Genomic DNA, 25,044 nt, shown 5'->3' with positions numbered 1-25,044 from the left:
TCTGATCGACATTCGCGTGCTGTTGCTAATTCTCGGTGTGCCACGAATGTTCAGATTGATAGTTGTCGGATGTTTGTTTTGCGGTGATCGACCAATTTGGGACATTCGGCGAATTGGCCACATATTCGGCATTGCGGCATTTCGGTGCGCACTCAACTGAGCATTTGCCGATCTCGAGAAAAAGGTGGCCGTGAAACCGGTGTCCGGTACGGATGTTCAAGCCACTGCTTGACCGGCGACGAAGCAAATAAGTAACTCCGAGTTACAGCTAACTATCGATTGCTGTCAAATTGCTGACACCTGTTCACGGAGCTGAACGACCTTTGTTATTTGTTTATGCCTTGAGGTGAATCTGCGTTTTACACACGGCTGAACGCGTGGTTAGTCTTCGGTCGATTGAGTCTCCCGTGGATGCGCGCGAAAATAGGAAGTGTAAGATGACTGAAGATTCAACTAATCCCGCGATCGCGATAGTCGGGATGAGCATGTGGTCTCCCGGTGCCCATGATCTGCAAGGATTTTGGGAGAACGTCCTCGCGCGACGGATGCAATTCCGAAAGTTTCCCGAGTCGCGGATGTCGCTCGACGACTACTGGAGCGCGAGCCCTGACGACGTCGACAAGACATACGCCGACCGCGGCGCGTTCATGGACGGTTTCGAATTCGACTGGGTAGGTCGCCGGATACCGGAGCGAACCTTCAAGTCGACAGATCTCACACACTGGTTGGCGCTGGAAACAGCACTCGGGGCTTTGACGGACGCGGGCTACAGCCGAGGATCGGTGCCAACTGGACGCAGCGCCGCAATCGTCGGCAACTCCCTCACCGGTGAAGAATCCCGGATGTGGTCGATGCGTTTGCGTTGGCCTTACGTCAAGCGCGCACTCGCTGTGGCAGCCGAAGCGCGCCAGTTGGACAGTTCCGTCGCCGATGCTCTCGCCGAGACGATGGAAGAGGTCTACAAAGGCCCGTTGGTGGAGCCGAGTGAAGACACTCTGGCCGGCATGTTGTCGAATACGATCGCCGGCCGTATCTGCAATTACCTCGACTTCAACGGCGGCGGGTACGTCGTGGACGGTGCGTGCGCGTCCGGAATGCTCGCGGTGGCGACTGCAGCCGAAAAGCTGGCGTCCGGCGCGGCCGACTTCGTATTGGCAGGTGGAGTCGACGTCAGCCTGGATCCTTTGGAACTGGTGGGATTCGCCCGTTTGGGTGCACTGACACGCGGCGACATGAACGTGTACGACGCAAGCCGAAGCGGATTCATCCCGGGTGAAGGTTGCGGATTCGTGGCCTTGAAACGACTCGAGGACGCCAGGGCGGACGGCGACTACGTGTACGCGACGATTCGCGGCTGGGGCATCTCTACCGATGGCAAGGGTGGAATTACCAAGCCCCGCGCCGAAACTCAGGCCGAAATGATCCGTCGCGCATATTCGGGAGCGGGATTCGCGGCCAGCGAGGTTGCCTTTGTCGAAGGACACGGAACTGGTACTCCCGTCGGGGACCCTGTCGAATTGGCCGGCGTCCAGCAGGCCGCGCAGACGGACGGACCAGTCGAGGCTCGTAGCATCGGCATGACCTCACTGAAGTCGCTGATCGGGCACACGAAGGCGGCGTCGGGCATCCTTGCGCTGATCAAGGCGACCATGGCCGTCAATCAACGAATCCTTCCGCCGCTCGCCGGTTGCACCGACCCGAACCCGGCGTTCGGAACCGAAGCACCGGCACTCTTTCCGCTTGTCAACGGCGAGATCAGAGATCCGTCGGAGAAGATGCGTGCCGGTGCGCAAGCCATGGGTTTCGGCGGTATCAACTGCCACGTCGCGATCGAATCGGCTGATGCACCGTCCAGCAAGCTGACACCCTCGCAAGACGTCCGCACGATGATGGCGTCGTATCAGGACACCGAGGTATTTGTACTCTCTGCAGATTCCGCGGTGGACTTGGCGACCCGAGCGCGGGATGTTGCAGATCTGGCGGTTCCGTTGAGTGTTGCGGAGCTGCTGGACTTTTCGGCGAAACTCTCGCGAGTGATCTCGCCGACCGCGCCCTTCCGTGCCGCAGTGGTGGCCGGACGTCCCGCGCAGTTGGCCGAACGCATGCGTCAGCTTGCCGTGATCTGCGAGAACTCCGCTCCAGCTTCCGGCCAGGTCAAGGTGGTGAGCAACGAGATCTCGATTTCGAACAGCGTCCGCCACGACATCGGATTCCTGTTCCCTGGACAGGGATCCCAACAACTCGAGATGGCTCGCGTGCTGATCGAGCGCTTCGAGTGGGCGCGCGAACTGGCGACCAAGGCGGACGGCTGGTTGGAGGGAGTTGGAGCGGAGGCGATCACGCCGCGGATTCTGCGGAACCCGGTCAAGAGCGCAGACGCTGCGGAATTGGCGAAGTGGAAGCGGGACCTCGCCCAGACACAGTTCACCCAGCCCGCCGTCGCCTTGGCGTCGCTGCTCTGGTTCGAGTACCTCCGCCGATTGGGTGTCACACCCAGTGCTGTCGCCGGCCACAGTCTCGGGGAGTTGACTGCGCTCTACGCGGCCGGAGCTTACGACCAGAAGACGCTGATCACCTTGGCTGCGGCGAAGGGTGCGGCCATGGCTGTCAGTGGTGGTGGAAACGGCGCAATGGCGAGCCTGACCTGCGACCGATCGACGGCTGAGGCGATCATCGCGGAGGCAAAGGGTTACGCGACCGTCGCGAATCTGAATACGCCCACGCAGAGTGTGGTTTCGGGTACCAAAGACGCGGTCGACGATGTGGTTGCCATCGCGAAGACCCGCGGAGTGTCGGCTCAGGCGCTTGCCGTGTCGAATGCTTTCCACTCCGAGATGATGAACGAGGCCGAACGGGAGCTGAAGTCCACTGCGCCCGTTGACGAGCAAGTCGATTCGTTGACTTGCTCCGTGTATTCCTGCGTCGAAGGGGAACGCGTACAGACGCCACTGGCACTTCGCGAACTGGTCACCAAACAGGTTGTCTCACCGGTTGACTGGGTCAAGACGGTAAGTGGGATCTCGCAGGAAGTGGACCTGCTCGTCGAGGTCGGACCCGGCCGTGTGCTGACCGGGCTCACCAAGGCGATCAATGGGACCGACGGCGTGCGCTGCTTCCCCGTTGCGTCCAAGTCCGGACGCGACGAGGACTTCAACGTCGCACTGGCCGCGATGTACGTACACGGCGCTCAGGTCCGCTGGAACGAACTTTTCGACGGCCGGTTCGTGCGCGAATTCGTTCCTGCCGATCAGAAGGTGTTCATCGAGAACCTGGCCGAGGCGAAGCTGACGGTTACCTCTGCTCCCGAACCGCTCGCACTTGGTACGTCCGGCGGGGATCCGGCTGCGGCGCTGGCCGATTACCTGAGCCGACGCGGGACCTTCCTCGTCGACGTCATTCGCGCGGATGTAGGCAGTGGAGCGACTTCTCCGTCTTCTCCATCTGCTCCGACTTCGCGGGCAGTCACCAACGGCCACGAATCTGTAGCAGCCAAAGCTCCTTCGCCGGTTTCGGCTCCGGTAGTCGAAGAGCCGGCTGTTGCGGGCGCCGGGTCCGTGGAAAGTGAGCTGATCAGGATCCTCGCCGATACGACGGGATTCCCCGCCGAGTCGATCACGACGGATCTGCGTCTGCTCGATGATCTGAATCTCGACTCGATCAGTGCGGCAGAGGCTATTTCGAAGGTTGCACATCAGTTCGAGGTTGTCGACCTCGACCCTGCCGAGTTGGCCAACGCCACCATCGGAGAAGCAGCATCGCTGATCCTTGCGGCATCACCGCATCCCGGTTCTGACGTTCCAGCAGCGAGTTCGGCGCAGTCGGACGTGTCGCGAATACTGCTCGAGGTAATCGCGGAGGACACCGGATTTCCGGTGGAGTCTCTCGACGTCGATCTCCACCTTCTGGACGACCTGAACATGGACTCGATCAAGGCCGCCGATGCAATCGCGACGGTGGCAACACGATTGGGTGTTCAGGGTGACCTGGATCCAGCCGAACTCGTCAACGTCAGCCTGGGTGAACTGATCGAAGTGCTCGATCGGTCCGCGAAGGAGAAGTCGGGGCAGCAGCAGCCGGCTGCGCGGGCGCTGCCGGCGAAGGCAAAGGGTATATCAGCCGACAGCTTCACCTGGGTTCGCGATTACACCCTGGAAAAGGTTCGGAGCGAGACAGCGTTGCACGGAGTCCGAGACCTCACGGACACGACGTTTGTCGTCATCGGTGACGACGCCGGTTTGGTCGGAAGGTTGGAATCCGAACTTCGAGGTCGTGGTGCTCAGGTCGACATTCGCACATTCTCCGACAGCACTTCTGCGAATGCACACCACGTGGTTGCCGTAATGCCGCGCGTGACCGATGATTCCGTCACCGAAAGCGGCTTGCGCCGTGGGATCGAACACATGTACAAGATAGTTCCGGCGCAGCAAAGTGGAGGCGCGCGAACCACATTGGCAGTGGTTCAGTTCACCGATGTCGAGTTGAGCAATCCAGCGCCGGTGCCGAGTGTGGCGGCGTTCACCGCTTCGGTGCATCACGAGCGTCCCGAACTGGATGTGCGCGTCATAGGATTCGACGGCTCGACTGCGGACGCGGAGGTGGCAGCCACTGTCGTCTCCGAGTTGGATTCGGTTGCACCCTATGTGTTCGCGACTTACGACGCCGAGATGGGACGCACGGCACTGCAACCGCGGGTTCTCGCCTCGAACGACTACACCGTCCGCGAAAGCGGATTGGGAAGTTCGGATGTCGTGGTCGTGACCGGTGGCGCGAAAGGCATCATGGCCCAATGTGCTCTGGCCCTCGGTCGAAAGACCGGCGCCGAACTGGTGCTGATCGGAAGCTCTCAGCGACAAGCGGGCGACGAAATCGCCTCCACTCTTGCGGACTTCACGTCTGCCGGTTTGAGCGCTCACTACTATCGCTGCAACGTCACGGATGCCGCGGCGGTGGCCGGCGTCGTCGCCCAGATCGAGGTCGAGGTGGGGCCGATCACCGGGTTTGTCCACGGTGCGGGGGCAAATGTTCCGCGGCGGTTCGAGAGAGTCGACAGCGCTGCGGCTTTCGAGGAGGTTGCACCTAAGGTCCTGGGCGCAGCCAACTTCGTCGAAGCGCTCGCTGATCGTGACTTGAAGCTGTTCGTGGGCTTCTCTTCCATCATCGGATTCACAGGTATGCCCGGAAACAGCTGGTATGCATACGGAAACGAGCTTCTCGACGAAATGGTGGTGCGGTATGCCGCCGGGCACCCGAAGACTCGGACGTTCTCGCTCGCGTACAGCGTGTGGGGAGAGACCGGGATGGGCGCCCGCATGGGCAGTGTCAACCACCTCGCGAAGATGGGTGTCATGCCGATTTCGACGGCTGCGGGAGTGGATCATTTCCTTCGCCTGGTCGACAGCGGACCCGAGGCGAGTCGTATCGTCGTGACCAGTCGACTCGGCGGTCTCGACACCTGGGCGCCGGCAGCACCGGCTCTGCCGGCGGTGTCGCGCTACATCGACCAAGTGGTGACATTCGAGCCGCAGGTAGAACTGGTGACCCGGACGACGTTGTCCACCTCGGCGGATCCCTTTGTCCTCGATCATGTCTGGAAGGGATCGGCGCTGCTTCCGACGGTGTTCGGGCTCGAGGCGATGTCGCAGGCGGCGGCGTATGTCACCGGACGCGTGACCCTGGGTCGCGTCCGCATCGACGACATCAAACTGGATCGACCGATCGTCGTCGACACCGTCGAGGGCACCAGAGTCGAGATCAAGGCAAGCGTCGTGGAGCAGGATCGTGATGCCGCAGGAGCGCGTGTGCATGTCACGATCGGCACCGAACGGACCGGGTACGGGCGGCCCCATTTCTCGGCCGACTTCATCTTCGGGCTGGACGAATCACTGCCGGAGTTCGAGAAGGAGTTGCCGCGACCGGTGCTCGACATCGATCCGTTGGACGACCTCTACTCGTGGTTGCTGTTCCAGGAGGGCGATTTCCGCCGACTCGAAGAGATCTCGAGCCTCGATTCCGAGCACATTCTCTTCAGTGCTATTTCGCGAGCCGACCGTAAGCAGCACCTCCTCGGTGATCCGTATTTCCTCGATTCCCTGCTCCAATCGGGCCAGATCATGGTTCCGCGGGAGATCTGCCTTCCGGTCAACATTGCGCGAATCGACATGTACGACGGACGATTCGAGGCTCGTTCGTTCACCGCGTACGCCTACGACAAGGTGCAGACAGAGACCCACATGCAAGCCGACGTGGCGGTGGTGAAGGACGGACGAGTGGTGATGCAGCTCGAGGGATATCGCTCCCAGATTCTCTCCCACGACGAAAGCCGTCCTACGGCTGAGGAAATCGCGGATCCGACTGCGCGCGACGCACAGATCATTCTCGACAAGCTCGCGCAACACAGCCGGGCGTTGGGAGTGAAGAGCCCGCGGGTTGTGGTCGCGCACACCCCGGGGATTCACGAGTTGACCAAGTCGGAACGCCACGAGCAGGAGAAACCGATCGCCGAGGCGGCCGTGAACATTCATCTCGATGAGGATGTGGTGATCAAATGAGTAATGCCTTTGCCATCGAATGGCAGGAAACCGGAAAGCCCGTCGTTGTCGGTGATATTCCACCCTCTGTGGATGTCTCGCTCTCGCACGACGGCAGCAAGTCACTCAGTTCGGCCGGCGACTGGCCTCAGGGGTGTGACATCGAACCGATTCGCTCCCGAACCGTCGTGCAGTGGAAGGCGCTTCTGGGTTCGGCGCGGATTCCGCTGCTCGACGAGTTGATCGCAGGCGGCGAATCACTCGATCGTGCGGGCACCAGGCTGTGGGCGGCGGCCGAGGCGATCCGAAAGGCCACGGGGCAGATGTCGGTTTCTCTGGCGATGGGCGCCAGGGAGGACGACGCAGTGACCTTCCGCGGCGGCGCAGAGGGAAGCGTGGTGGTTCTGACTTTTCCGGCTCTGTTGACGGACAACGAGGAGCGGATTCTCGCTTTTGTGACCGATGAGGCGGATGCCGAAGAGCGTGTTTCGGACGAGGCGGATGCGGAAGAACCGGCGCAAGGCCCGGCACCACAGTTCGACTCCGGCCCGTTGTCGGCGAAGTCTCTCGCGCAGTTCGATCCGATGGCCTACGGCTCCGACGTGCATGTGGTGGCTCGGAGCGGCTACCCGGCGGTGTCGATCCGGTTCCCCGTCGGGTTCCGGGACGCGTGCAACGTCGGTGGATCAGTGGGGTTCGCGAGCTTCGCGCTGTGGTTGGGCGCTTTGCGAGAGAGGGGAACCGGACCGATCTCGAAGCAGATCGTGGAGGACATGGCGACGGGTCGTTGGGGCATGGTGACCAACAACTCCGAGGTGTTCATCGATGCGAACCTGTACACCGACGACATTGTCGAGGGGACCATCTGGATCACCGAGCTCACCGGTCCGGATCGGGCAACCACCAATCTGCATGTCGAATGGTGCCGGGTCGACGGCGAGACGCGCACACACATCGGATGGAGTGCGATGCAGACGACGTGGGTGGAAATCCTCTCCCACGGTGTGGTGGCGGCACGGCCGATGCCGCAGTACTTCCACGATTTCATCGAACCGATGACGATTCCGACGGGGGCGAAGAACATCGCTGTCCCCACACAACCGAAGGACGTCGATCGTGGTTCCTTGATCCGCTCGGCTCCGATGGTGCCGCGCAATCCGTACCTGCTCGAATCCGAGATGTTCTCGACGACGATGCAGGACGGAAACGTCGTGGGCAACATCTACTTCGGCAACTATTACATCTGGCAGTCGAGGGTTCGGGACAAGTTCCTCGCCCGTTCTCAGCGTGAGGCCATGGCGGCCAGAGGCGCTCTCGGGGAACTGCGTTGTGTGCACACCAGGGTTGAGCATCTGCGCGAGGTCATGCCGTTCGACGACGTCCTGGTCACGATGTCCTTGGCTGCCCTCTACGAGAGGGGGATCGACCTCGAGTTCGAGTACTTCAAGGTCAATCAGGACGGATCACGGGAGAAGCTCGCGATCGCTCGGCACAGAACTGTCTGGACGATGCCGGGCGCTCTGGGAGAACTGGAAATCTCTCCGCCGTCGAAACTTCCGCAGTCACTGATCGATTCGGTGCTGGAGGCGATCGACGGAAAGTAGACGGGGGATTTTCCGAGATCGAAGTGGAGAGACGGGTTGCGTTTTCCTTGCCGGAGAACGCAACCCGTTTCGATGGGGAGGGGTATGTATGGGTATCGGGGTTTCGAGAAGGTCGGTTCTGAAGGGGTCGGCAGTCGGCACGGTGGCGGTTGCATTGGGTGCAAAGGCAAGTGCTGTTCCAACCGGGAGCGCGGACATCGAGTCGCCGTTGATTTTTCATTCGCCGGAGTTCGAGCCGTTTTGTGACGAACTACCCTCGTTGTCGACGCTTTCCGGAAACGAGATCACGCTGACAGCGCAAGTGGGGCAACATGCCTTTCATCGGGACTTTCCATCGTCCCCGGCACTGTCGTACCGCAGCGGAGAGATCGGTGGCGGTTATCTGGGCCCGACCGTCGAGGCGCATTCCGGCGAGCCGATCATGTTGACGTTCGAGAACGATCTGACCGGACATCCGTTGGCAGCGGACATGGATATGACGCTGCACGGAATGCAGGCCGACTTTCGTGCGAAACCGCCGACGTCGTTGCACTTGCACGGTGGAGTCACTTCACCTGAGAGCGACGGCCACCCGGAACTGCTGGTGATGCCGGGACAGGCTGCGATGCATCACTTTTCGCACGGTCAGGAAGCCGCCCACCTCTGGTATCACGATCACGCGATGGGCATCACCCGGCTCAACGTCTACGCCGGTCTGATCGGCAACTATCTGATCAGGGATGAATTCGACACCGGCAAACTGGGAAATCCGTTGGGGTTGCCGGCCGAGGAATTCGAGATCCCGTTGATCCTGCAGGAGAAGATCTTCACGCCGACAGGCGCCCAGAACGGCCGATCCACCATCTTGATCCCGGAAGGATCGTGGGAAGGCGGCGCGGTGGGCGACGTTGGCTTGGTCAACGGCAAGGTGTGGCCGGAACTGTCTGTGGCTCGGGGCCTTTACCGCTTCCGCATCGTCAATGCGTCGTCGGCAAGTGTGTGGAATCTTCACTTCTCGAACATGATGACGTTCTGGGTCATCGGCAACGACGCCGGAATGCTCGACGCACCCGTCGCGGTCAATGCCTTCCGCTGCGCACCGGGGGAGCGGTACGACCTCCTCGTCGATTTCACCGGACTGTCGGAGGGTTCGACGGTGGAGCTCCGCAACGACGAGGCGCCCCCGCTGCCCGCTGCTGTCATCGGTGAAGTGACTATGCCGCTGTTCTGCCGGTTCCGCGGCGACTCCAGGCGCGGATTCACCGGTGGTGTTCCGTCGCAACTGCGCGGTGGGCGCCGACAACGTGACGTTCTCGCCCCGTTGGAGCAGCCGACGGTAATTCGCACGGTGACAGTGAGCCAGCAACTGGAACTGCGGAATCCACCGGCTCAGATGACGCTGAACAACCTGACGTTCAGCACCACGGACGTCGAGAGGCCGCGGCAAGGCACCGTCGAGCAGTGGAACATCGTCAACACCACGCCGGACCCGCATCCGATACACCTGCACCTGGTGAATTTCCGGATTCTCGGCAGGACACCGATGCGGACGCTGGAGTACTTGATCCGCCATCCGCAGCCGGTGATCGGCAACAAGTGGACTCCGTCGCCCGACGGGTTCGAGGCGGGGCCGATGATCGCGCCGGCGCCGTGGGAAGCGGGGATGAAGGACACCGTCAGGGTGGACGGCGGCACTGTCACCCGGATCATCGTGCGATTCCCCACCGAGGATGAGCTGGGTTTCGATCCCGACGCGATGTTCGATCGTCTTCCGAGCGCTGTGATGACGGGCGGTGGGATGACGAGCGCTGTGATGACGGGCGGTGGGATGACGGGCGGTGATCAGGCGCATCAGGGAAACGGGCATCACGGCATGAGCAACCACGACGCGAGTAACACCGGTCGGCTCCAGGGATACGTGTGGCATTGCCATCTACTCGATCACGAAGATCACGACATGATGTTGCCGTATCGCATCGTGCCGTGAGTGCTTCCGGGGGCGCTCTCGAAATGAACCGAAGCGGGCAGGCGTTCGCGCGTCGGATCACCTCGGTCACCTAGCAGGATCGCTTCGGTCCTTCCCATGAATTTGGAACACGTTCTACAGTGAAAGGGCTGAGGTCTGTACCTCGGCCATGCGCCACCACCGAAGGCGGCGCGGACGATCTGCAGACCGGTTCGACGAATTACACGGAAGGAACACCTCACAGTGACCACAGAGGCATTCATTTATGAAGCCATCCGTACCCCGCGAGGCCGCGGCAAGAAGACCGGGTCGTTGCACTCGGTCAAGCCGATCTCGCTGGTCACGGGTCTGATCCAGGAACTGCGCGTGCGCTTTCCCGACCTCGACGAGGATCGGATCTCCGACCTCATCCTGGGCGTCGTCACCCCCGTTGGCGATCAGGGAATGGACATCGCCCGCGTTGCAGTCAACGATGCGGGACTGCCGGACACCGTCGGCGGCGTTCAGCTCAACCGTTTCTGCGCTTCCGGCCTCGAAGCCGTCAACATGGCAGCTCAGAAGGTTCGGTCCGGCTGGGACGAACTGGTGATCGCCGGTGGCGTCGAGTCGATGTCCCGCGTTCCGATGGGATCCGACGGTGGACCGTGGGCGCTCGACCCCGCCACCAACTACGACAACTACTTCGTGCCGCAGGGCGTCGGCGCAGACCTCATCGCCACCATCGAGGGCTTCTCGCGTGACGACGTCGATGCATACGCCGTGCGCTCGCAGGACCTCGCCGCCAAGGCGTGGACCGGCGGATACTTCGCCAAGTCGGTAGTGCCGGTCAAGGACATCAACGGCATCACCATCCTCGACAACGACGAGCACATGCGTCCGGGCACCACGGCCGAGAACCTTGCCGGCCTGGCTTCCGCGTTCGGTGTGATCGGTGAAATCGGCGGATTCGACGCCGTATCGCTGCAGAAGTACCACTGGGTCGAGAAGATCAACCACGTTCACCACGGCGGCAACAGCTCGGGAATCGTCGACGGCGCTGCCCTCGTGCTCGTCGGTAGCGAGCAGGCCGGCAAGGACATGGGTCTGACGCCGCGCGCTCGCGTCGTCGCCACCGCCACCAGCGGCGCCGACTCCACCATCATGCTCACCGGCCCGACGCCGGCGTCGAAGAAGGTTCTGGCAGCTGCCGGCCTGACGGTCGACGACATCGACCTCTTCGAGATCAACGAGGCATTCGCTTCCGTCGTCCTGAAGTTCCAGAAGGACCTGAACATCCCGGACGAGAAGCTCAACGTCAACGGTGGCGCGATCGCCATGGGTCACCCGCTCGGTGCAACCGGCGCGATGATCACCGGAACGATGGTCGACGAGCTCGAGCGTCGTGGCGGCAAGCGCGCCCTCATCACCCTGTGCATCGGCGGCGGTATGGGCGTTGCCACCATCATCGAGCGCGTCTGACGCGGCGTCCGTCCTTCCAACGAGGCTTACCAGGAGTCAAGCAAAGTGACTGATCAGAACATCATCAACTGGGACCAGGACGCCGACGGCATCGTCGTGCTCACCATCAACGATCCCAACCAGGGCGCAAACACCATGAACGACGCGTACATCGCGTCGATGAAGGCCACCGTCGACCGCCTGGTCGCCGAGAAGGACTCCATCACCGGTGCCGTCATCACCTCAGGCAAGAAGACCTTCTTCGCCGGTGGCGACCTCAAGAACATGATCAAGGTCGGCCCCGAGCAGGCCGAGGAGATCTACAACCACAGCGTCGAGATCAAGGCAGACCTGCGTCGCCTCGAAACTCTCGGCAAGCCGGTAGTCGCCGCCATCAACGGCGCGGCGCTCGGCGGCGGCCTCGAGATCGCTCTCGCGACCCACCACCGCATCGCGGCAGACGTCAAGGGCGTCAAGATCGGCCTGCCCGAGGTCACCCTCGGCCTGCTGCCCGGCGGCGGCGGCGTCGTGCGCACCGTGCGGATGCTCGGTCTGCAGAACGCGCTCATGGGCGTCCTGCTCCAGGGGCAGCAGCGTGGACCCGTTCAGGCCAAGGAAGTCGGCCTCATCGACGAGGTCGTCGGCTCGGTAGAAGAACTGGTTCCGGCTGCGAAGGCATGGATCAAGGCCAACCCCGAAGGCGGCGTTCAGCCGTGGGATGTCAAGGGCTACAAGATCCCTGGCGGAACCCCGTCCACCCCGGCATTCGCTGCCAACCTTCCGGCGTTCCCCGCGAACCTGCGTAAGCAGCTCAAGGGTGCTCCGATGCCGGCTCCGCGCGCCATCATGGCCGCAGCCGTCGAAGGCTCGCAGGTCGACATCGACAACGCGCTCCTCATCGAGGCTCGCTACTTCACCTCGCTGGTGACCGGCCGCGTCGCGAAGAACATGATTCAGGCGTTCTTCTTCGACCTGCAGTCGATCAACGGCGGCGGTTCACGTCCGGCAGGCATCGAGAAGTCCACCATCAAGAAGGTCGGCGTCCTCGGCGCGGGCATGATGGGCGCGGGCATCGCGTACGTCTCCGCGAAGGCCGGCTTCGACGTCGTCCTCAAGGACGTCAGCATCGAGGCTGCCAACAAGGGCAAGGCGTACGCCGAAGGCATTGAGGCCAAGGCACTCTCGCGCGGCAAGACCACGCAGGAGAAGTCCGACGCACTCCTCGCCAAGATCACCCCGACGGCTGACCCGGCAGATTTCGCCGGCGTCGACTTCGTCATCGAAGCGGTCTTCGAGAGCCAGGAACTCAAGCACAAGGTGTTCCAGGAGATCGAGGACATCGTCGATCCCAAGGCACTGCTGGGCTCGAACACCTCGACGCTGCCCATCACGGGTCTCGCCACCGGCGTGAAGCGTCAGGAAGACTTCATCGGCATCCACTTCTTCTCGCCCGTCGACAAGATGCCGCTGGTGGAGATCATCCGCGGTGAGAAGACTTCCGACGAGACTCTGGCTCGCGTGTTCGACTACGTCCAGGCGATCCGCAAGACGCCGATCGTGGTCAACGACTCGCGTGGCTTCTTCACCTCACGTGTCATCGGCACCTTCATCAACGAGGCCATCGGCATGCTCGCCGAGGGTGTCGAGCCTGCCACCATCGAGCAGGCCGGTATGCAGGCCGGTTATCCGGCTGCGCCGCTTCAGCTTTCGGATGAGCTCAACCTCACCCTCATGCAGAAGATCCGCAAGGAATCTGCCGACGCCGCCAAGGCCGAGGGCAAGGAACTGCCGGCAGATCCGGCCGGCGAGGTCATCAACACCCTCGTCGAGAAGTTCGATCGTAAGGGCAAGCTCGGTGGAGCGGGCTTCTACGATTACGCCGAGGGCAAGCGCACCGGCCTGTGGTCCGGACTCCGCGAGAACTTCAACTCCGGAACCTCCGATGCTCCGATCCAGGACCTCATCGACCGCATGCTGTTCATCGAGGCGATCGAGACGCAGAAGTGCTTCGACGAGAACGTCCTGATCACCACGGCGGACGCCAACATCGGCTCCATCATGGGCATCGGATTCCCGGCCTGGACCGGTGGCGTTCACCAGTTCATCGTCGGATACGAGGGCGGCACGGCCGGCTTCGTCGCTCGCGCAAAGGAACTCGCTGCGCAGTACGGCCCGCGGTTCACCCCGCCGGCTTCGCTAGGGGCATAGCCCCCGTGCGCGGTTAGGGAGTCTCAACACTTCCTAACCGCGCACAGCTTTATCCACAGGTTGGTTTTCTCGGTGAAATCCTTCTGTATGTATTTGCAGGCTCGTCGTATGCCTTCACATACAGAAATCGATGCATTGCAGACCGTCGTCGATGCTCAGCACGGACTGGTCACTCACACTCAACTTCACACGCTCGGATTTCCTCGCTCTCGCGTGAAACAACGAGTTGAGGTCGGACGCTGGCAAACTGTTCTTCGCGGCGTCTACTCCGTCACCACGGGCCCATTGACCAGGTATGCCGTACTCGAGGCCGCGCTCTTGTACGGCGGCGGGTCGTCGATGCTCAGCCATCGCACCGCCGCTGAGGAATGGTCGATGTGTCGGCCGGATGGCACTGCACCCGTACATATCACCGTTCCGTACGGGAAGTCTGCGATCTCTCAGGCCGCCACTTTCGTTCGTGGCCTCGGCGCCGACCGACATCCATCACCCCTGATCGGCACTGTCCTCCATCCCGGCGTTGTGGTCCACCGTTCGAGGGCTCATCGTCACATCGGCGTCGACGCGCAGATGCCGCGCACCGGCAAGGCTGATACAGCACTCGATCTGGCCGTCGCAGAACCGACTCCGCGCGAGGCCTATGTCAGCCTCATCACCACAGTCACCAACGGCCGCATCCGCTTGACGGACATCCGCCGACGCATGGAGGAGCGCTCACCCCGTAGGTACCGGAAGGCCCTCGAAAGTGCGGTGAAGCTTTTGGCAGACGGGGTGCAATCGACTCTCGAATATCACTATGCGGTGGATGTGGAGCAGGCACACGGGTTGCCGTCGGCCAGACGCCAATCACCGGTTCGCGTCGACGGTCGCACACTGTACGAGGATTGTGATTACAGCGAAGTGGGTGTGCCGCTGATCGTGCGTCTCGACGGTCGGTGGGCGCATTCCATGGCCGAGGTGGCATTCCGTGATCGCCGTCGTGACAACGCGGCAGAGCTGGCAGGTCGTCCGCGGTTGGTCTACGGATTCGACGAGGTGATGAAGACCCCGTGCCAGGTTGCGCACGAGGTGGAGATGGTCTTGCGGCGGGGAGGTTGGGAGAGAAGAGGGGAGAACCCCTGCGGGGCCTGTGAGTGGTTAAGGAGTACAGAGACTCCTTAACCACTCACAGGGAGCGGAGCTCCCTAAGCCTTCCACCACGGGCGAAGCGGCACATGCGCCTCACCCTTGGGGCCGAGCTTGACGGCCAGAACCTGGTGCAGCTGAACGACGTTGCGCTCGAACCCGAGTCGTGAGCCGGCCATGTACAGGCCCCAGACGCGTGCGGTTCCCTCGCCGACCTCGGCGACGCAGGCGTCCCAGTTGTCGACGAGGTTCTGGCACCATCCGGCGAGCGTCAGTGCGTAGTGCTCGCGCAGGTTCTCCTCGTGGCGCACCTCGAGACCGACGTTCTGGATCTCGGAGATGATGCGACCCGAACCGGTGAGCTCCCCGTCGGGGAAGACGTACCGGTCGATGAATCCGCCTGCCTTGGCACTGCTTCGGTTGTCCGGACGGGTGATGCAGTGGTTGAGCAGGCGCCCACCTTCACGCAGCTTGCCCTTGAGGAACTCGAAGTACGCCGGGTAGTTTCCGACGCCGATGTGCTCGGTCAGGCCGATGGAGGACACTGCGTCGAATCCGGTTTCGGCCACGTCGCGGTAGTCGGAGAAACGGACCTGGGCGAGATCGGCGAGGCCCTCGTCCTCGATGGCCTTCTGTGCCCAATCCGCTTGCTCGCGTGAGAGAGTCACGCCGATCACCTTGACGCCGCGTCGGGCCGCGTAGCGAACCATCGAGCCCCAGCCGCAACCGATGTCGAGAAGTCGATCACCCTTCTGGAGTCCGAGCTTCTCGAACACCAGGCGGTACTTGTTCTCCTGGGCTTCTTCGAGCGTCTGTTCCGCATTGTCGTAGGCGGCACAGGTGTACGTCATGGACGGGCCGAGGACGTACTCGTAGAAGGTGTTGGAGACGTCGTAATGGTGATGGATGACTTCGGCGTCACGAGTCTTGGAGTGACGCAGTCCTTCTGCGACGCGACGCCAGCGAGGAAGGTGTTCCTGGGGCGGCGGGGCGATGGGCCGCAACAGATCCCAGCCCAGTGAGCGGGTGATACTGGCGAGTGTCAGTGCCGACGGGCGCTTGAGGTGGAGTTCGTCACCCATGATGCGCAGGATCTCGTACGGATCACCGGGGTGAACACCCTCGGCTTCGAGATCGCCGGAGACGTACGCGCGGGCCATGCCGAGATCGCCGGGCGCCGTTGCGAGATAAGTGGTTCCGCGAGTCGACTTGAGGTGCAGTCCGTAGTCGGCATCTTCGGGGCCGGCGGTGCTGCCGTCGTACGCGGTGAATCGAAGCGGCAGCATGCCGTCGGAAAGCGTCTCGAGAATCTCGGCAATAGAGAGCTTGTCCTGGCTTTTGGAGTCTTTGAACGTGGTCATTTACGTTGCACCGCCTTAGAGAATAGATCCAATAAACGGGATTTCGGGTCGTAGCGTTCCTTGAGTCCGATGTACCGGTCGCCGCCGTAGTACAGCTCCTCGAAGTCTTCCTTCGAGTAGTAGGAGTCGGAGTAGAGCGATTTGTGTCCGTCGAAATCGCTGACCTTTTCTTCGATCAGTCGATTTGCTGCCCCCTCGCGCTCGCCGGGAACGATCGGCACCGAAGACCAGAAGCCGATGTTGACGTAGGTGCGCTTGGGTTCGAGGGGGTAGAGGGGCCACGGCCGAGAAGCTGAGGCAGCGGCCGGGCTGGGCTCACGAAGACGCAACGGGCACAACCACAGTGGTTCGATCGGAATTTCCTCGAGGAACCAAGAGACGAAGTCCGCGGTTCGTTCGATGGGTACCTCGACGTCCTGGACGACGCGTTCGCGCGGGGGCTTGCCCTTGCGCTTTTCGAGGCGATCTCCGATGTCGTACTTGTGGTCGAGGGCGATCAGCTTCCAGTAGAAGCTGCTGCGCAGGTACTGCTTGGGCCAGAAGCGTCGAATCTTCGGGTTCTGTGCACCGAAAGCCCGTGAGCACCAGAACCAGTCGGTGTCCCAGCGCCACAGGTAGTCCCGAATGGTCAAGCGATCCGTCTTGGGCTGTGTGAGTGACGGATGCTGGATCGACCGGTAGAAGATGTCCTGGTCGGTGTAATCGCTGACCGGGCCTTCCTCGTCGGTTTGTACGCCGAGTGTGAGGTAGCTCTCGGAATCGGTGAAGACCACCCCGTCGAGATAGTCGACGGCGATCCCGTCGTACTCGCGCTCGGTGACGATGCGATCCATCGTTTCTTCGAGCTTCTTCAACGAATCGAAACGCACGTGTCGCAGGGCGACGTACTTCTTGACGGGTTCGAGTGCGATCTTCAATCGCGTCGAATAGCCAAGTGTGCCGTAGGAATTGGGGAAACCGAAGAACAGTTCGGCGTGTTCGCCGTCCGGCGTTGCGGTGATGATCTCGCCGCTGCCGGTCAGTACGTCGATTTCGAGCACCGACTCGTGTGGCAGGCCGTTGCGGAACGAGGTGGACTCGATGCCCAGGCCCGTCACCGCACCGCCCAGGGTGATGGTCTTGAGTTGAGGTACGACCAGTGGCGCCAGACCGTAGGGCAGCGTCGCGTCGACGAGGTCTTCGTAGGTGCACATGCCGGCGACGTCGGCTGTGTGCGCCTGCGCATCGACGGCGATGACACCTGCCAGACCGCTGACGTCGAGGCCGGGGGCCGACGTCTTGGCGCGAGCGCGGAACAGATTGGATGTCTTCTTTGCCAGGCGTACAGAAGCATCGGCGGGAATGGCGCGGTATGACGCGAGTAGGCGTTCGACGCCTTCTCTGTGCTGCTCGAACCCCATTTCACGCGCAGCATCGGAACCCGGGCCTTGCTTTGTCCGGATTCGATCTAACTTCTGAACTACCCCATTGAACGAGAGAGTCACACCCTGACGCTATCGGTAGTTGCGTGTGCAAGCTATCCGGAGGGGTATTAATGCCCGAATTTGATCGAGTTGTTGCAATCGAACTCGGTAAATGCTCCGAGTGGTGAACCAGCTCACACGGAATGGGTAGATGGTCGAGATACCCGGGCGCAGCAGGCAGTATGGAAAGGAATATCTGCGCAGTTCGAGGTGCGGATTCGGGTAGTCATTCGCGGTATCGAGCCGCGTTGGTCGAGCAAGGAGACGTAGGGCATATGGGTCAGGTCAATGCAATGAGTTCGATAGTCGTCACAGCAGCACCCGACAAGGTGCTCGCGGCGCTCGCGGACTACGAGACGGTTCGCCCGCGGATCCTGTCCGAGCAGTACCTCGACTACAAGGTCGTCGAAGGCGGCCAGGGTGACGGCACCGTCGCGCAGTGGACGCTGAAGGCGACGGAAAAGCGCTCGCGCAACGTCAAGGCCACCGTTACGGTCGACGGCAACGTCATCACCGAGAAGGACGCGAACTCCAGTCTCGTCACCACCTGGACCGTTGCCCCCAACGGCACCGGAACAACGGTGACGACGCTCACCCAGTGGCAGGGTGCCACCGGTATCGGCGGATTCTTCGAGCGCACGTTCGCCCCGAAGGGTCTGCAGCGCATCCAGGCCCAGGTCCTGGACAACCTCAAGCGCGAACTCGTCTAACTGATCCTGCATCACCGAGATGGCGTCGTACCTTCACCGGTACGGCGCCTTCTTTCATGGGCCGGTAATGATCCGCCCCAATTCGGCGAGTGCGGGGTTTCCGCTTTCCCAGTAGTCGCTGTGAACTCCGAACCCAGGCTGCCCGGGTGATCCGGCGAATATCTGCGCGCCGAATTCCGGATCCGACGGGTCGAACCCGTGGACTCCGAGGATCTTGGGGATCAATTGGACCGGATCCCAGAAGGCCGTCGTCGAATGAACATGGCGCGCCACCTCGTCCGAGTCGACGCCGTCCAGGCTCAGTTCGTTCACGCGCTCGACATCGACGCCCGGGCTTGCGACAAAAACCAGTTCGTCGACATCGAGAGAAGCGCCACGGGTAGTCGCGGCACCGACGACGGTGCTGCCGTAGGAATGACCGATCACCACGTTGTGCGACGGCTGACCGTCATGCGAGGTTCGTAACCCGTCCTGGAAGCTGTCCAGCCTCGGTGCCGCGGAGTTGGCGTACTGATCCGAGGCTGCATCGGGAATGCCTGGGGGAGCGTCGTATCCGGACCACAGGATCACTGATGTGGCTTCCGTTGGCGCCGCCCTCACCGCCGAGTCGTACATGGCCTTGGTTCGTTGCAGATCTCCGCCGACGCCCGACAGCCCGGAGCCGGTTCCGGGAACCAGTGTTGCGACGTTGTCGGCGGCATCGGGATTACCGACTGCCACGACGGCGTGCCCATCCGTGACCGAGAGAAGGAACGTGTCCGGTCGAAGTTCGCCGCGCACGGCCGTGTATCCGGCAGCTACCGTTCGATCCGGCAACTGCTCGAGCGCAGAGAGGTACCGCCGGTTGTAGTAGTCCCGGTCTAGAGCGGGAAGGCCGTCGCGGCTACCGATGGACGGATCCCACCTCGCCAACGCGTCTTTCTCGTTGGGAGTGAGCGATTCCCACAGTCGGTGTAGCTCCGTTGGTGTCCCGGGGAGTGTCGACCTCCCATCGATGATGTCGACGACAGTGCGGTTGAGGCGATCAGTCTGATTACCAAGGAGTGATCCGATCTCCCGGAATGCCTCACCCAGAGCAGTCGCGGCCCGGTTGTCTTCGTCGTCGAGTGCCGTCAATGCAGTGGAGATCTTTTGCTGAAAAATCTGTGCAGCCGTGGCATTTTCGGAATCTTGCATGACGTCGGCCAGATTCCAGGGCTGCTTCGTCTCAGGTGCCGATACAGCTCCACTGTCTGACACCGTCAAGCCGTGTTCGAGAGTCGCCTCCTCGACCAGGTCCAGAACTGATTTTCGCGCCGCACCGATCGTATTGGCCGCTCCGCCATACAGATCCGCAATTACGCGAACGGCAATCGACAGCCGCGACGAGGAAAGCGAGACGCCAGACCACTGCACTGCCGCCACGCTCGACGCTTGTCCCTGCCAGAATTCGCGGACGCCGTCGATGCTGCGTCCGGCGTCATTGCCGAGAGCTTCGATCTGCCGGTCGATGTCGATCAGTTCCGAAGCGCTTGTGAGCAATTTCTCCGGTGACCACGTTCGAAGCTGAGAGACGGTGGGCTGCATCAGTAGGCTCCGCGCAGTTCGGACACCACTTCGCCCTCGGCAGCGTCGTACAGACGTGCTGCGGCAGCGGTTCCCGACGCCATGAGTCCCAATTGCGTAGCCAGGTACCGGTACGCGTCGGCGATGACTCCGGCATTCCCAGTCGACACAGCCGCGACAGCGGACGAATTCAGGGCCGCCGCGGCTTCGAAAATCGGGCCGACGGAATCGATCCCCGAGATCTGATCCGCAATTCGAGACAGATCAGCTGAAAGTTGCTGCAGAGCAGCGAAATCTACCTGAAGTATCGGCCCCATGGCAGAACCGTATCCAGGTGAGCTGGCTAGCGGGACGGTGCCGAGTTTCCTGTGGACAATCGGGATTTCTCCACAGTAGCGAGGTCAGGGGGTTGTCAGGAAGGCGGTGACTCCGCTGGTGACGGCGGTTGCGTACTCCTGCTGACCGTCCGGGCTCGTCATGCGCGCTGCCTCGTCGGCATTTCGCATGTTGCCGAGTTCGACCAGAATCGACGGCCGCTGCGACAGATTGAGACCCGTCAGATCGGCGCGTGGCGCCAACCCGTCGTCACCGATGTAGGTCGACGGGGTGAGCCCGGCGGTGACGAGTGAGTCGCGCATGGTTTCGGCAAAGGCGACGGACGGGCCGGCCTGCACCGTATTCAGCGGGGGCGCGGAGTAGCAGACATGGAAGCCCTCGGCCCCCGCTGCTGCGCCGTCCGCGTGAATGCTCACCACTACGTCGGCGCCGGAGGAATTGGCAGCTTCGGCACGTGCGTCGACGCATGATCCGACGCTGACGTCATCGGGTCGACTCAGGACGACAGTTGCGCCTTGGCCTTCGAGCTCGCTCTTGACCAGGCTCGCGACTTCCCAGTTGAAGGTGTGCTCGGGGAACCCGGCATCGGTGTTGGTGCCGGTGGTCTGGCAGTTCTTGGTGCCGCCGCGGCCCGTGGGGACCTGGGTGTTGATGCTGTCGTCGTTCGCCCCGCTGTGCCCGGGATCGAGGAAGACGACCTTGCCGGTGAGCGCAGCGGGGACGCCAGCGGCCACAGTGCTGAGCGGAGACACCTCGACCGAAGTCGTGGCCTCGGCAGTGTCGGTCGGAATCGTGCACGCAGCGCTCAGAAGCCCAGCCCCGACCACGGCGATCAAGGCAGTGGAGCGGAACACACGTGATGCCATGTTTGACCTACCTGACGGTTTTACGGTGTCTGACTGGTTCCGGCGCACCCGCTCACGGTAGCGCGCACCGACTACGCTGGTGGGGATAACTCTGTAGAAAGGACCGCTCGTGCAACCAGGTGGAGCACCCGACATGTCTGCTCTGTTGGCTCAGGCTCAGCAGATGCAGCAGCAATTGATGGCGGCGCAGCAGGAAATGGCTCAGGCCGAAGTGACCGGTCAGGCCGGTGGCGGACTGGTTGTCGCCACGGTCAAGGGCACCGGCGAGGTTGTCGGTCTGCAGATCGATCCCAAGGTCGTCGACCCCGAAGACGTCGAGACGCTGCAGGATCTGGTGATCGGCGCGATCGAGGACGCTTCGCGCAAAGCACAGGAAGTCGCTGCTGAGAAGCTCGGCCCGTTGGCCGGCGGACTCGGCGGAGGCCTTCCCGGTCTCCCCGGCTTCTAGAAACGAGAACGCGTGTACGAAGGTCCGGTTCAGGATCTGATCGACGAACTCGGGAAGCTTCCCGGAGTCGGGCCGAAGAGCGCTCAACGCATCGCTTTTCACCTGCTCTCCGTGGAGCCTCCCGAGATCGACCGTTTGAAAAATGCATTGCAGCGCATCCGTGACGGCGTTCAGTTCTGCACGGTGTGCGGAACTGTGTCCGATCAGGAGAAGTGCCGCATCTGCGCCGACGCACGTCGCGATCGCACGGTGATCTGCGTCGTGGAGGAACCGAAGGACGTCCAGGCCGTCGAGCGCACCCGTGAGTTCAAGGGTCGCTACCACGTGCTCGGCGGTGCGCTCAATCCGCTCTCGGGGATCGGGCCGGACCAGTTGCGTATCCGGGAGTTGTTGGCTCGCATCGCAAATCAGGAGGACGGCGTCGACGTGTCCGAGGTCATCATCGCCACCGACCCCAACACGGAGGGTGAGGCGACAGCTACCTATCTCGTTCGCATGATGCGAGACATTCCGGGGCTGACGGTGTCTCGGTTGGCTTCGGGTCTTCCGATGGGTGGCGATCTCGAATTCGCAGACGAGTTGACGCTGGGTCGGGCATTGTCCGGCCGTCGTGAATTGTCGCGGAACGCTTGATGAGCGGCACGGAGCAAGGTCAGCAGGTGCGTCGTACGTCCGAGCAGACGCGTGCGCAGATCATCGCGTCGGCCGGGAAAGCATTCGCGACTCGGCCGTACCGCGAAATCACGCTCAAGGACATCGCCGAAGACGCAGGCGTCAGCGCACCTCTGATCATCAAGTATTTCGGTTCCAAAGAGCAGTTGTACGACGAGTTGGTCGACTTCCGGGCAGCAGCGGTCACGGTCTTCGACGCCCCGAACGACTCGCTCGGCGAGCGCATGGTCTCGCTGTTCACCAAGCCGTTGGAGTCGTACAAGCCGCTGTCCATGAGCTTGTTGTTCATGAGCGGCGTCAGTGAAGAGAGCAACCGCAAGCTGCGCGAGAACTATTCGACGCAGATGATCGACACCCTCGCCGCTCGCCTGTCCGGCCCCGACGCGAGATTGCGCGCGGAACTGGCGATGTCGATGGTGGTCGGAGTGGCGATCATGCGCCGACGGATGATGGCCGGCCACGCCACCGGCACCCAGGACGAAGTGGTTGCGCTGTACGCACCACTTGTCCAAAAGCTGCTCGACGGGTGAGCGGCATCACAATTCTTGCTTGGTAAATATCCGTTCACCTAATGTAGGTGAACGGATATTTACCTAGTGGGAACAGGCGGTGTGGGGTGACGACGCTCGACCGTCCGCCGGGCACGCCTGCAGCCACCACCCCCGACGCGAGTCTCGCGCAGTCGCGCTCCCGCTTTCTCTTCCCCATCGTTGTCGCCGCCGCCGTGTTCCAGGCTGTTCTGCAGACGGTCATCGTTCCACTGCTGCCGGAGTTGCCGCACTTCACCGGCGCTGGACGCACGGCCGTGTCCTGGCTGGTGACCGTAACGCTGCTGGTCGGCGCCGTCGTCACTCCCATTTTTGGCCGGCTCGCCGACATGTTCGGCAAGAAGAAGATGCTTCTGGTTGCCTTCTCGATGATGACTCTCGGCTCGATGTTGTGTGCGCTGTCGTCGGACATCGCTGTCCTCATCTTCGCGAGAGCGTTGCAGGGAGCCGGGTCGGCGGTCATCCCCATCGGAATCTCCATGCTGCGTGACGAATTGCCACGCAACAAGGTCAATGGCGCAGTGGCGATGATGAGTTCGACGCTCGGCGTCGGAACCGCTTTGGGCATACCGTTTTCTGCGATGATCGCGCAGTACTCGAACTGGCACGTCCTGTTCTGGGTAACCACCGCCATCGGGCTGTCCGTGACTCTTGCTGCGGTGCTGTTCATTCGAGAGTCCGAGGCGAATCCGTCGGGAAGATTCGACGGCGTCGGGGCTGTCGGTCTGAGCGCCGCGATGATCGCGCTACTGGTGCCGATCACTCAGGGATCGAGTTGGGGATGGACCAGCGGAGCGGTGATCTCCATGCTGGCCGCGTCGGCGGTGCTGTTCACGCTCTGGGTAATTCAACAGCGGCGCAACGTCAATCCGCTGGTCGACGTCCGTGCTCTCGTGAAACGTGCGGTGTTGATCCCGCATCTGGCGGCTCTGCTGGTCGGGTTCGCATTTTTCGGGAACACACTGATCACCACGCAACTGCTGCAGGGGATGAAGGGGCCGGGCGCCGGGTACGGCCTGTCGATCATCGCGGCTGCGCTCTGCCAGATTCCGGCGAGTATCGCGATGGTGCTGTTCTCACCGGTTGCGGTGCGGATCACCGACCGCTTCGGTTCACGGACCGCGATGTTGACCGGTGCCGTGTTCCTCGCCGGCGGGTACGGGATTCACGCAGTTGCCGGTAAGCCACTGTGGGGAGTGGTTGCAGCACTGGGTATCACAGCAGTCGGGACCGCCATCGTCTACAGCACGCTCTCGCTGCTGATTCTGGTTGCCGTGCCCCGTCAGCGACTGGCTGCAGCCAACGGGGTGAACTCACTTCTGCGGACGTCCGGAAGCACGATCTGCAGCGCGACGGTGGCAACGATCCTCGCCGCGTTCGTGATCAGCGGTTCGGAACATTCCACGTCGTGGACCGGATTCTCCGTCGCCTACCTTGTGTGCGCGGGCTGCGCCGTGGTCGTGTTCGTAGTGTCGATCCTGTTGCCGCAGGGGCGAACCCCGAAACATCTGGACCTGCCGGATCTCGTCAGGCGACCCTGAATCCCGAGAGGAAGAGTGTGATCATCAGATCCGCGAACTCTTCGGTGGTGTACTTCTGGCGGTCCGGCCAATGCGTGGTCGACCACAGGGTGTCTCGTACTGATCGATAGAAAATCTCCGGGGCCACGTCTTTGCGGAAGATTCCCTGATCGACGCCTTCGGCGATCGCTTTCATCCAGTGCTCGCGGACTTGGCGGGAAGGCCCGTCGACGGATTGCAGGAGATCGTTGTCGCGTAGATATGCCCGATCGTTCTGGTAGATCGCCGTCGGGTGCGGGTGCAGTTCGATGACGACCAGGGTCTCGCGGATCAGGCCGCGTAGGACGTCCTCGGGGTCGTTCGCCGTCTTCTCCACCTGATCGAAGCGGAGTTGAATGTCGGTGATGAAGCCGCGCATGAGCTCGGCGACTATCGCATTCTTCGACTTGAAGTAGTGGTAAAGGCTGCCCGAGAACACTCCAGCGGCGTCGCCGATCTCGCGAACGGTCGTGGTGGCGACACCCTTCCTGGCGAACAGCTCGGCTGAGCTCTCCAGGATCTTCTCCCGACGATCTGGTGATGCCACTGAAATCTCCACTGGTTGTCGGTCCTGCTCAGGGCAGGGTTTCGCGGGTGCCGGGCTGCCGGCGTCGAACGTAGCGCAATCCTGCCTGATGGCTCCGGCTCGAACCAATTCGTCGGTGAGATCGCGTGTTTCCACTTCCGTAT

General features: G+C 62.1%; 17 protein-coding genes. 11 read left to right on the top strand and 6 right to left on the bottom strand.

Annotation, left to right across the window (positions count from 1 at the left end; genetic code table 11):
• Nucleotides 1-437: 437 nt before the first annotated feature.
• The 6 genes from RE4_RS20730 to RE4_RS20705 all read left to right on the top strand — a co-directional run bounded on the left by RE4_RS20730 (nt 438) and on the right by RE4_RS20705 (nt 14,882).
• Complete coding sequence (locus RE4_RS20730) at nt 438-6,548, top strand: type I polyketide synthase (RefSeq protein WP_060939263.1); 6,111 nt, start codon at nt 438-440, stop codon at nt 6,546-6,548.
• The gene (locus RE4_RS20725; protein ID WP_060939262.1) at nt 6,545-8,131 is read left to right on the top strand and encodes a hypothetical protein; all 1,587 of its coding nucleotides are present in this window, start codon (nt 6,545-6,547) and stop codon (nt 8,129-8,131) included. Before RE4_RS20730 ends, RE4_RS20725 begins: the two co-directional genes overlap by 4 nt.
• A gap of 88 nt (nt 8,132-8,219) precedes the next feature.
• Nucleotides 8,220-10,097, top strand: coding sequence for a multicopper oxidase domain-containing protein (locus tag RE4_RS20720; protein ID WP_060939261.1), 1,878 nt, complete (start codon nt 8,220-8,222; stop codon nt 10,095-10,097).
• 222 nt (nt 10,098-10,319) lie between these two features.
• The gene (locus RE4_RS20715) at nt 10,320-11,534 is read left to right on the top strand and encodes an acetyl-CoA C-acetyltransferase (protein ID WP_003943886.1); all 1,215 of its coding nucleotides are present in this window, start codon (nt 10,320-10,322) and stop codon (nt 11,532-11,534) included.
• A 45-nt stretch (nt 11,535-11,579) separates the two neighbouring features.
• The gene (locus tag RE4_RS20710; RefSeq protein ID WP_003943799.1) at nt 11,580-13,721 is read left to right on the top strand and encodes a 3-hydroxyacyl-CoA dehydrogenase NAD-binding domain-containing protein; all 2,142 of its coding nucleotides are present in this window, start codon (nt 11,580-11,582) and stop codon (nt 13,719-13,721) included.
• Nucleotides 13,722-13,829: 108 nt separating this feature from the next.
• On the top strand, nt 13,830-14,882 hold the full coding sequence (locus RE4_RS20705; protein WP_060939275.1) for a putative endonuclease domain-containing protein: 1,053 nt from the start codon (nt 13,830-13,832) through the stop codon (nt 14,880-14,882).
• A 23-nt stretch (nt 14,883-14,905) separates the two neighbouring features.
• Here RE4_RS20705 and RE4_RS20700 read toward each other — a convergent pair whose 3' ends face one another.
• Nucleotides 14,906-16,207 (bottom strand): class I SAM-dependent methyltransferase, encoded by a 1,302-nt coding sequence (locus RE4_RS20700; RefSeq protein ID WP_003943932.1) that lies wholly within the window; start codon nt 16,205-16,207, stop codon nt 14,906-14,908.
• Nucleotides 16,204-17,607 carry an FAD-binding oxidoreductase gene (locus RE4_RS20695; protein ID WP_019746543.1) on the bottom strand — a complete coding sequence of 468 codons (1,404 nt, stop codon included), beginning with the start codon at nt 17,605-17,607 and terminating at the stop codon, nt 16,204-16,206. Before RE4_RS20695 ends, RE4_RS20700 begins: the two co-directional genes overlap by 4 nt.
• A gap of 338 nt (nt 17,608-17,945) precedes the next feature.
• Here RE4_RS20695 and RE4_RS20690 point away from each other — a divergent pair, with 338 nt between their 5' ends.
• Nucleotides 17,946-18,380, top strand: coding sequence for an SRPBCC family protein (locus RE4_RS20690; RefSeq protein WP_019746544.1), 435 nt, complete (start codon nt 17,946-17,948; stop codon nt 18,378-18,380).
• Nucleotides 18,381-18,434: 54 nt separating this feature from the next.
• Here RE4_RS20690 and RE4_RS20685 read toward each other — a convergent pair whose 3' ends face one another.
• From RE4_RS20685 to RE4_RS20675, 3 genes are all read right to left on the bottom strand, one after another.
• Nucleotides 18,435-19,946: an alpha/beta hydrolase gene (locus RE4_RS20685; protein ID WP_060939260.1), complete on the bottom strand. Its 1,512-nt coding sequence runs from the start codon at nt 19,944-19,946 to the stop codon at nt 18,435-18,437.
• Nucleotides 19,946-20,242, bottom strand: coding sequence for a hypothetical protein (locus RE4_RS20680; RefSeq protein ID WP_060939259.1), 297 nt, complete (start codon nt 20,240-20,242; stop codon nt 19,946-19,948). Before RE4_RS20680 ends, RE4_RS20685 begins: the two co-directional genes overlap by 1 nt.
• 84 nt (nt 20,243-20,326) lie before the next feature.
• The gene (locus tag RE4_RS20675; RefSeq protein WP_060939258.1) at nt 20,327-21,127 is read right to left on the bottom strand and encodes an Rv3717 family N-acetylmuramoyl-L-alanine amidase; all 801 of its coding nucleotides are present in this window, start codon (nt 21,125-21,127) and stop codon (nt 20,327-20,329) included.
• A 109-nt stretch (nt 21,128-21,236) separates the two neighbouring features.
• On the opposite strand from RE4_RS20675, the gene RE4_RS20670 reads away from it, so the two are divergent.
• From RE4_RS20670 to RE4_RS20655, 4 genes are all read left to right on the top strand, one after another.
• Entirely contained in the window at nt 21,237-21,575 is a 339-nt protein-coding gene (locus tag RE4_RS20670) for a YbaB/EbfC family nucleoid-associated protein (RefSeq protein WP_003943929.1), read from the top strand.
• 12 nt (nt 21,576-21,587) lie between these two features.
• Nucleotides 21,588-22,208, top strand: a complete 621-nt coding sequence (recR, locus tag RE4_RS20665) for a recombination mediator RecR (protein WP_003943917.1) — start codon at nt 21,588-21,590, stop codon at nt 22,206-22,208.
• On the top strand, nt 22,208-22,777 hold the full coding sequence (locus RE4_RS20660; RefSeq protein WP_007731538.1) for a TetR/AcrR family transcriptional regulator: 570 nt from the start codon (nt 22,208-22,210) through the stop codon (nt 22,775-22,777). Before recR ends, RE4_RS20660 begins: the two co-directional genes overlap by 1 nt.
• Before the next feature lie 86 nt (nt 22,778-22,863).
• Nucleotides 22,864-24,336, top strand: a complete 1,473-nt coding sequence (locus RE4_RS20655; protein ID WP_060939257.1) for an MFS transporter — start codon at nt 22,864-22,866, stop codon at nt 24,334-24,336.
• Here the strand turns inward: RE4_RS20655 and RE4_RS20650 are convergent.
• Nucleotides 24,323-25,036 carry a TetR/AcrR family transcriptional regulator gene (locus RE4_RS20650; RefSeq protein WP_020968216.1) on the bottom strand — a complete coding sequence of 238 codons (714 nt, stop codon included), beginning with the start codon at nt 25,034-25,036 and terminating at the stop codon, nt 24,323-24,325. The genes RE4_RS20655 and RE4_RS20650 overlap by 14 nt on opposite strands.
• Nucleotides 25,037-25,044 lie beyond the last annotated feature (8 nt).

Source organism: Rhodococcus erythropolis NBRC 15567, assembly GCF_001552595.1.
Taxonomy (GTDB): Bacteria; Actinomycetota; Actinomycetes; order Mycobacteriales; family Mycobacteriaceae; genus Rhodococcus_F; species Rhodococcus_F erythropolis.
Note: the sequence above shows the minus strand (reverse complement) of the source record. Positions and strands in the feature narration are given on the sequence as shown.

Excerpts from the sequence above, each read along its gene's own strand:
- RE4_RS20675 (WP_060939258.1), bottom strand. The coding sequence starts at position 21,127 with ATGGCATCACGTGTGTTCCGCTCCACTGCCTTGATCGCCGTGGTCGGG.
- RE4_RS20660 (WP_007731538.1), top strand. The coding sequence starts at position 22,208 with ATGAGCGGCACGGAGCAAGGTCAGCAGGTGCGTCGTACGTCCGAGCAG.
- RE4_RS20725 (WP_060939262.1), top strand. The coding sequence starts at position 6,545 with ATGAGTAATGCCTTTGCCATCGAATGGCAGGAAACCGGAAAGCCCGTC.
- RE4_RS20685 (WP_060939260.1), bottom strand. The coding sequence starts at position 19,946 with ATGCAGCCCACCGTCTCTCAGCTTCGAACGTGGTCACCGGAGAAATTG.
- RE4_RS20695 (WP_019746543.1), bottom strand. The coding sequence starts at position 17,607 with ATGGGGTTCGAGCAGCACAGAGAAGGCGTCGAACGCCTACTCGCGTCA.
- RE4_RS20720 (WP_060939261.1), top strand. The coding sequence starts at position 8,220 with ATGGGTATCGGGGTTTCGAGAAGGTCGGTTCTGAAGGGGTCGGCAGTC.
- RE4_RS20690 (WP_019746544.1), top strand. The coding sequence starts at position 17,946 with ATGGGTCAGGTCAATGCAATGAGTTCGATAGTCGTCACAGCAGCACCC.
- RE4_RS20700 (WP_003943932.1), bottom strand. The coding sequence starts at position 16,207 with ATGACCACGTTCAAAGACTCCAAAAGCCAGGACAAGCTCTCTATTGCC.
- RE4_RS20730 (WP_060939263.1), top strand. The coding sequence starts at position 438 with ATGACTGAAGATTCAACTAATCCCGCGATCGCGATAGTCGGGATGAGC.
- RE4_RS20705 (WP_060939275.1), top strand. The coding sequence starts at position 13,830 with ATGCCTTCACATACAGAAATCGATGCATTGCAGACCGTCGTCGATGCT.
- RE4_RS20680 (WP_060939259.1), bottom strand. The coding sequence starts at position 20,242 with ATGGGGCCGATACTTCAGGTAGATTTCGCTGCTCTGCAGCAACTTTCA.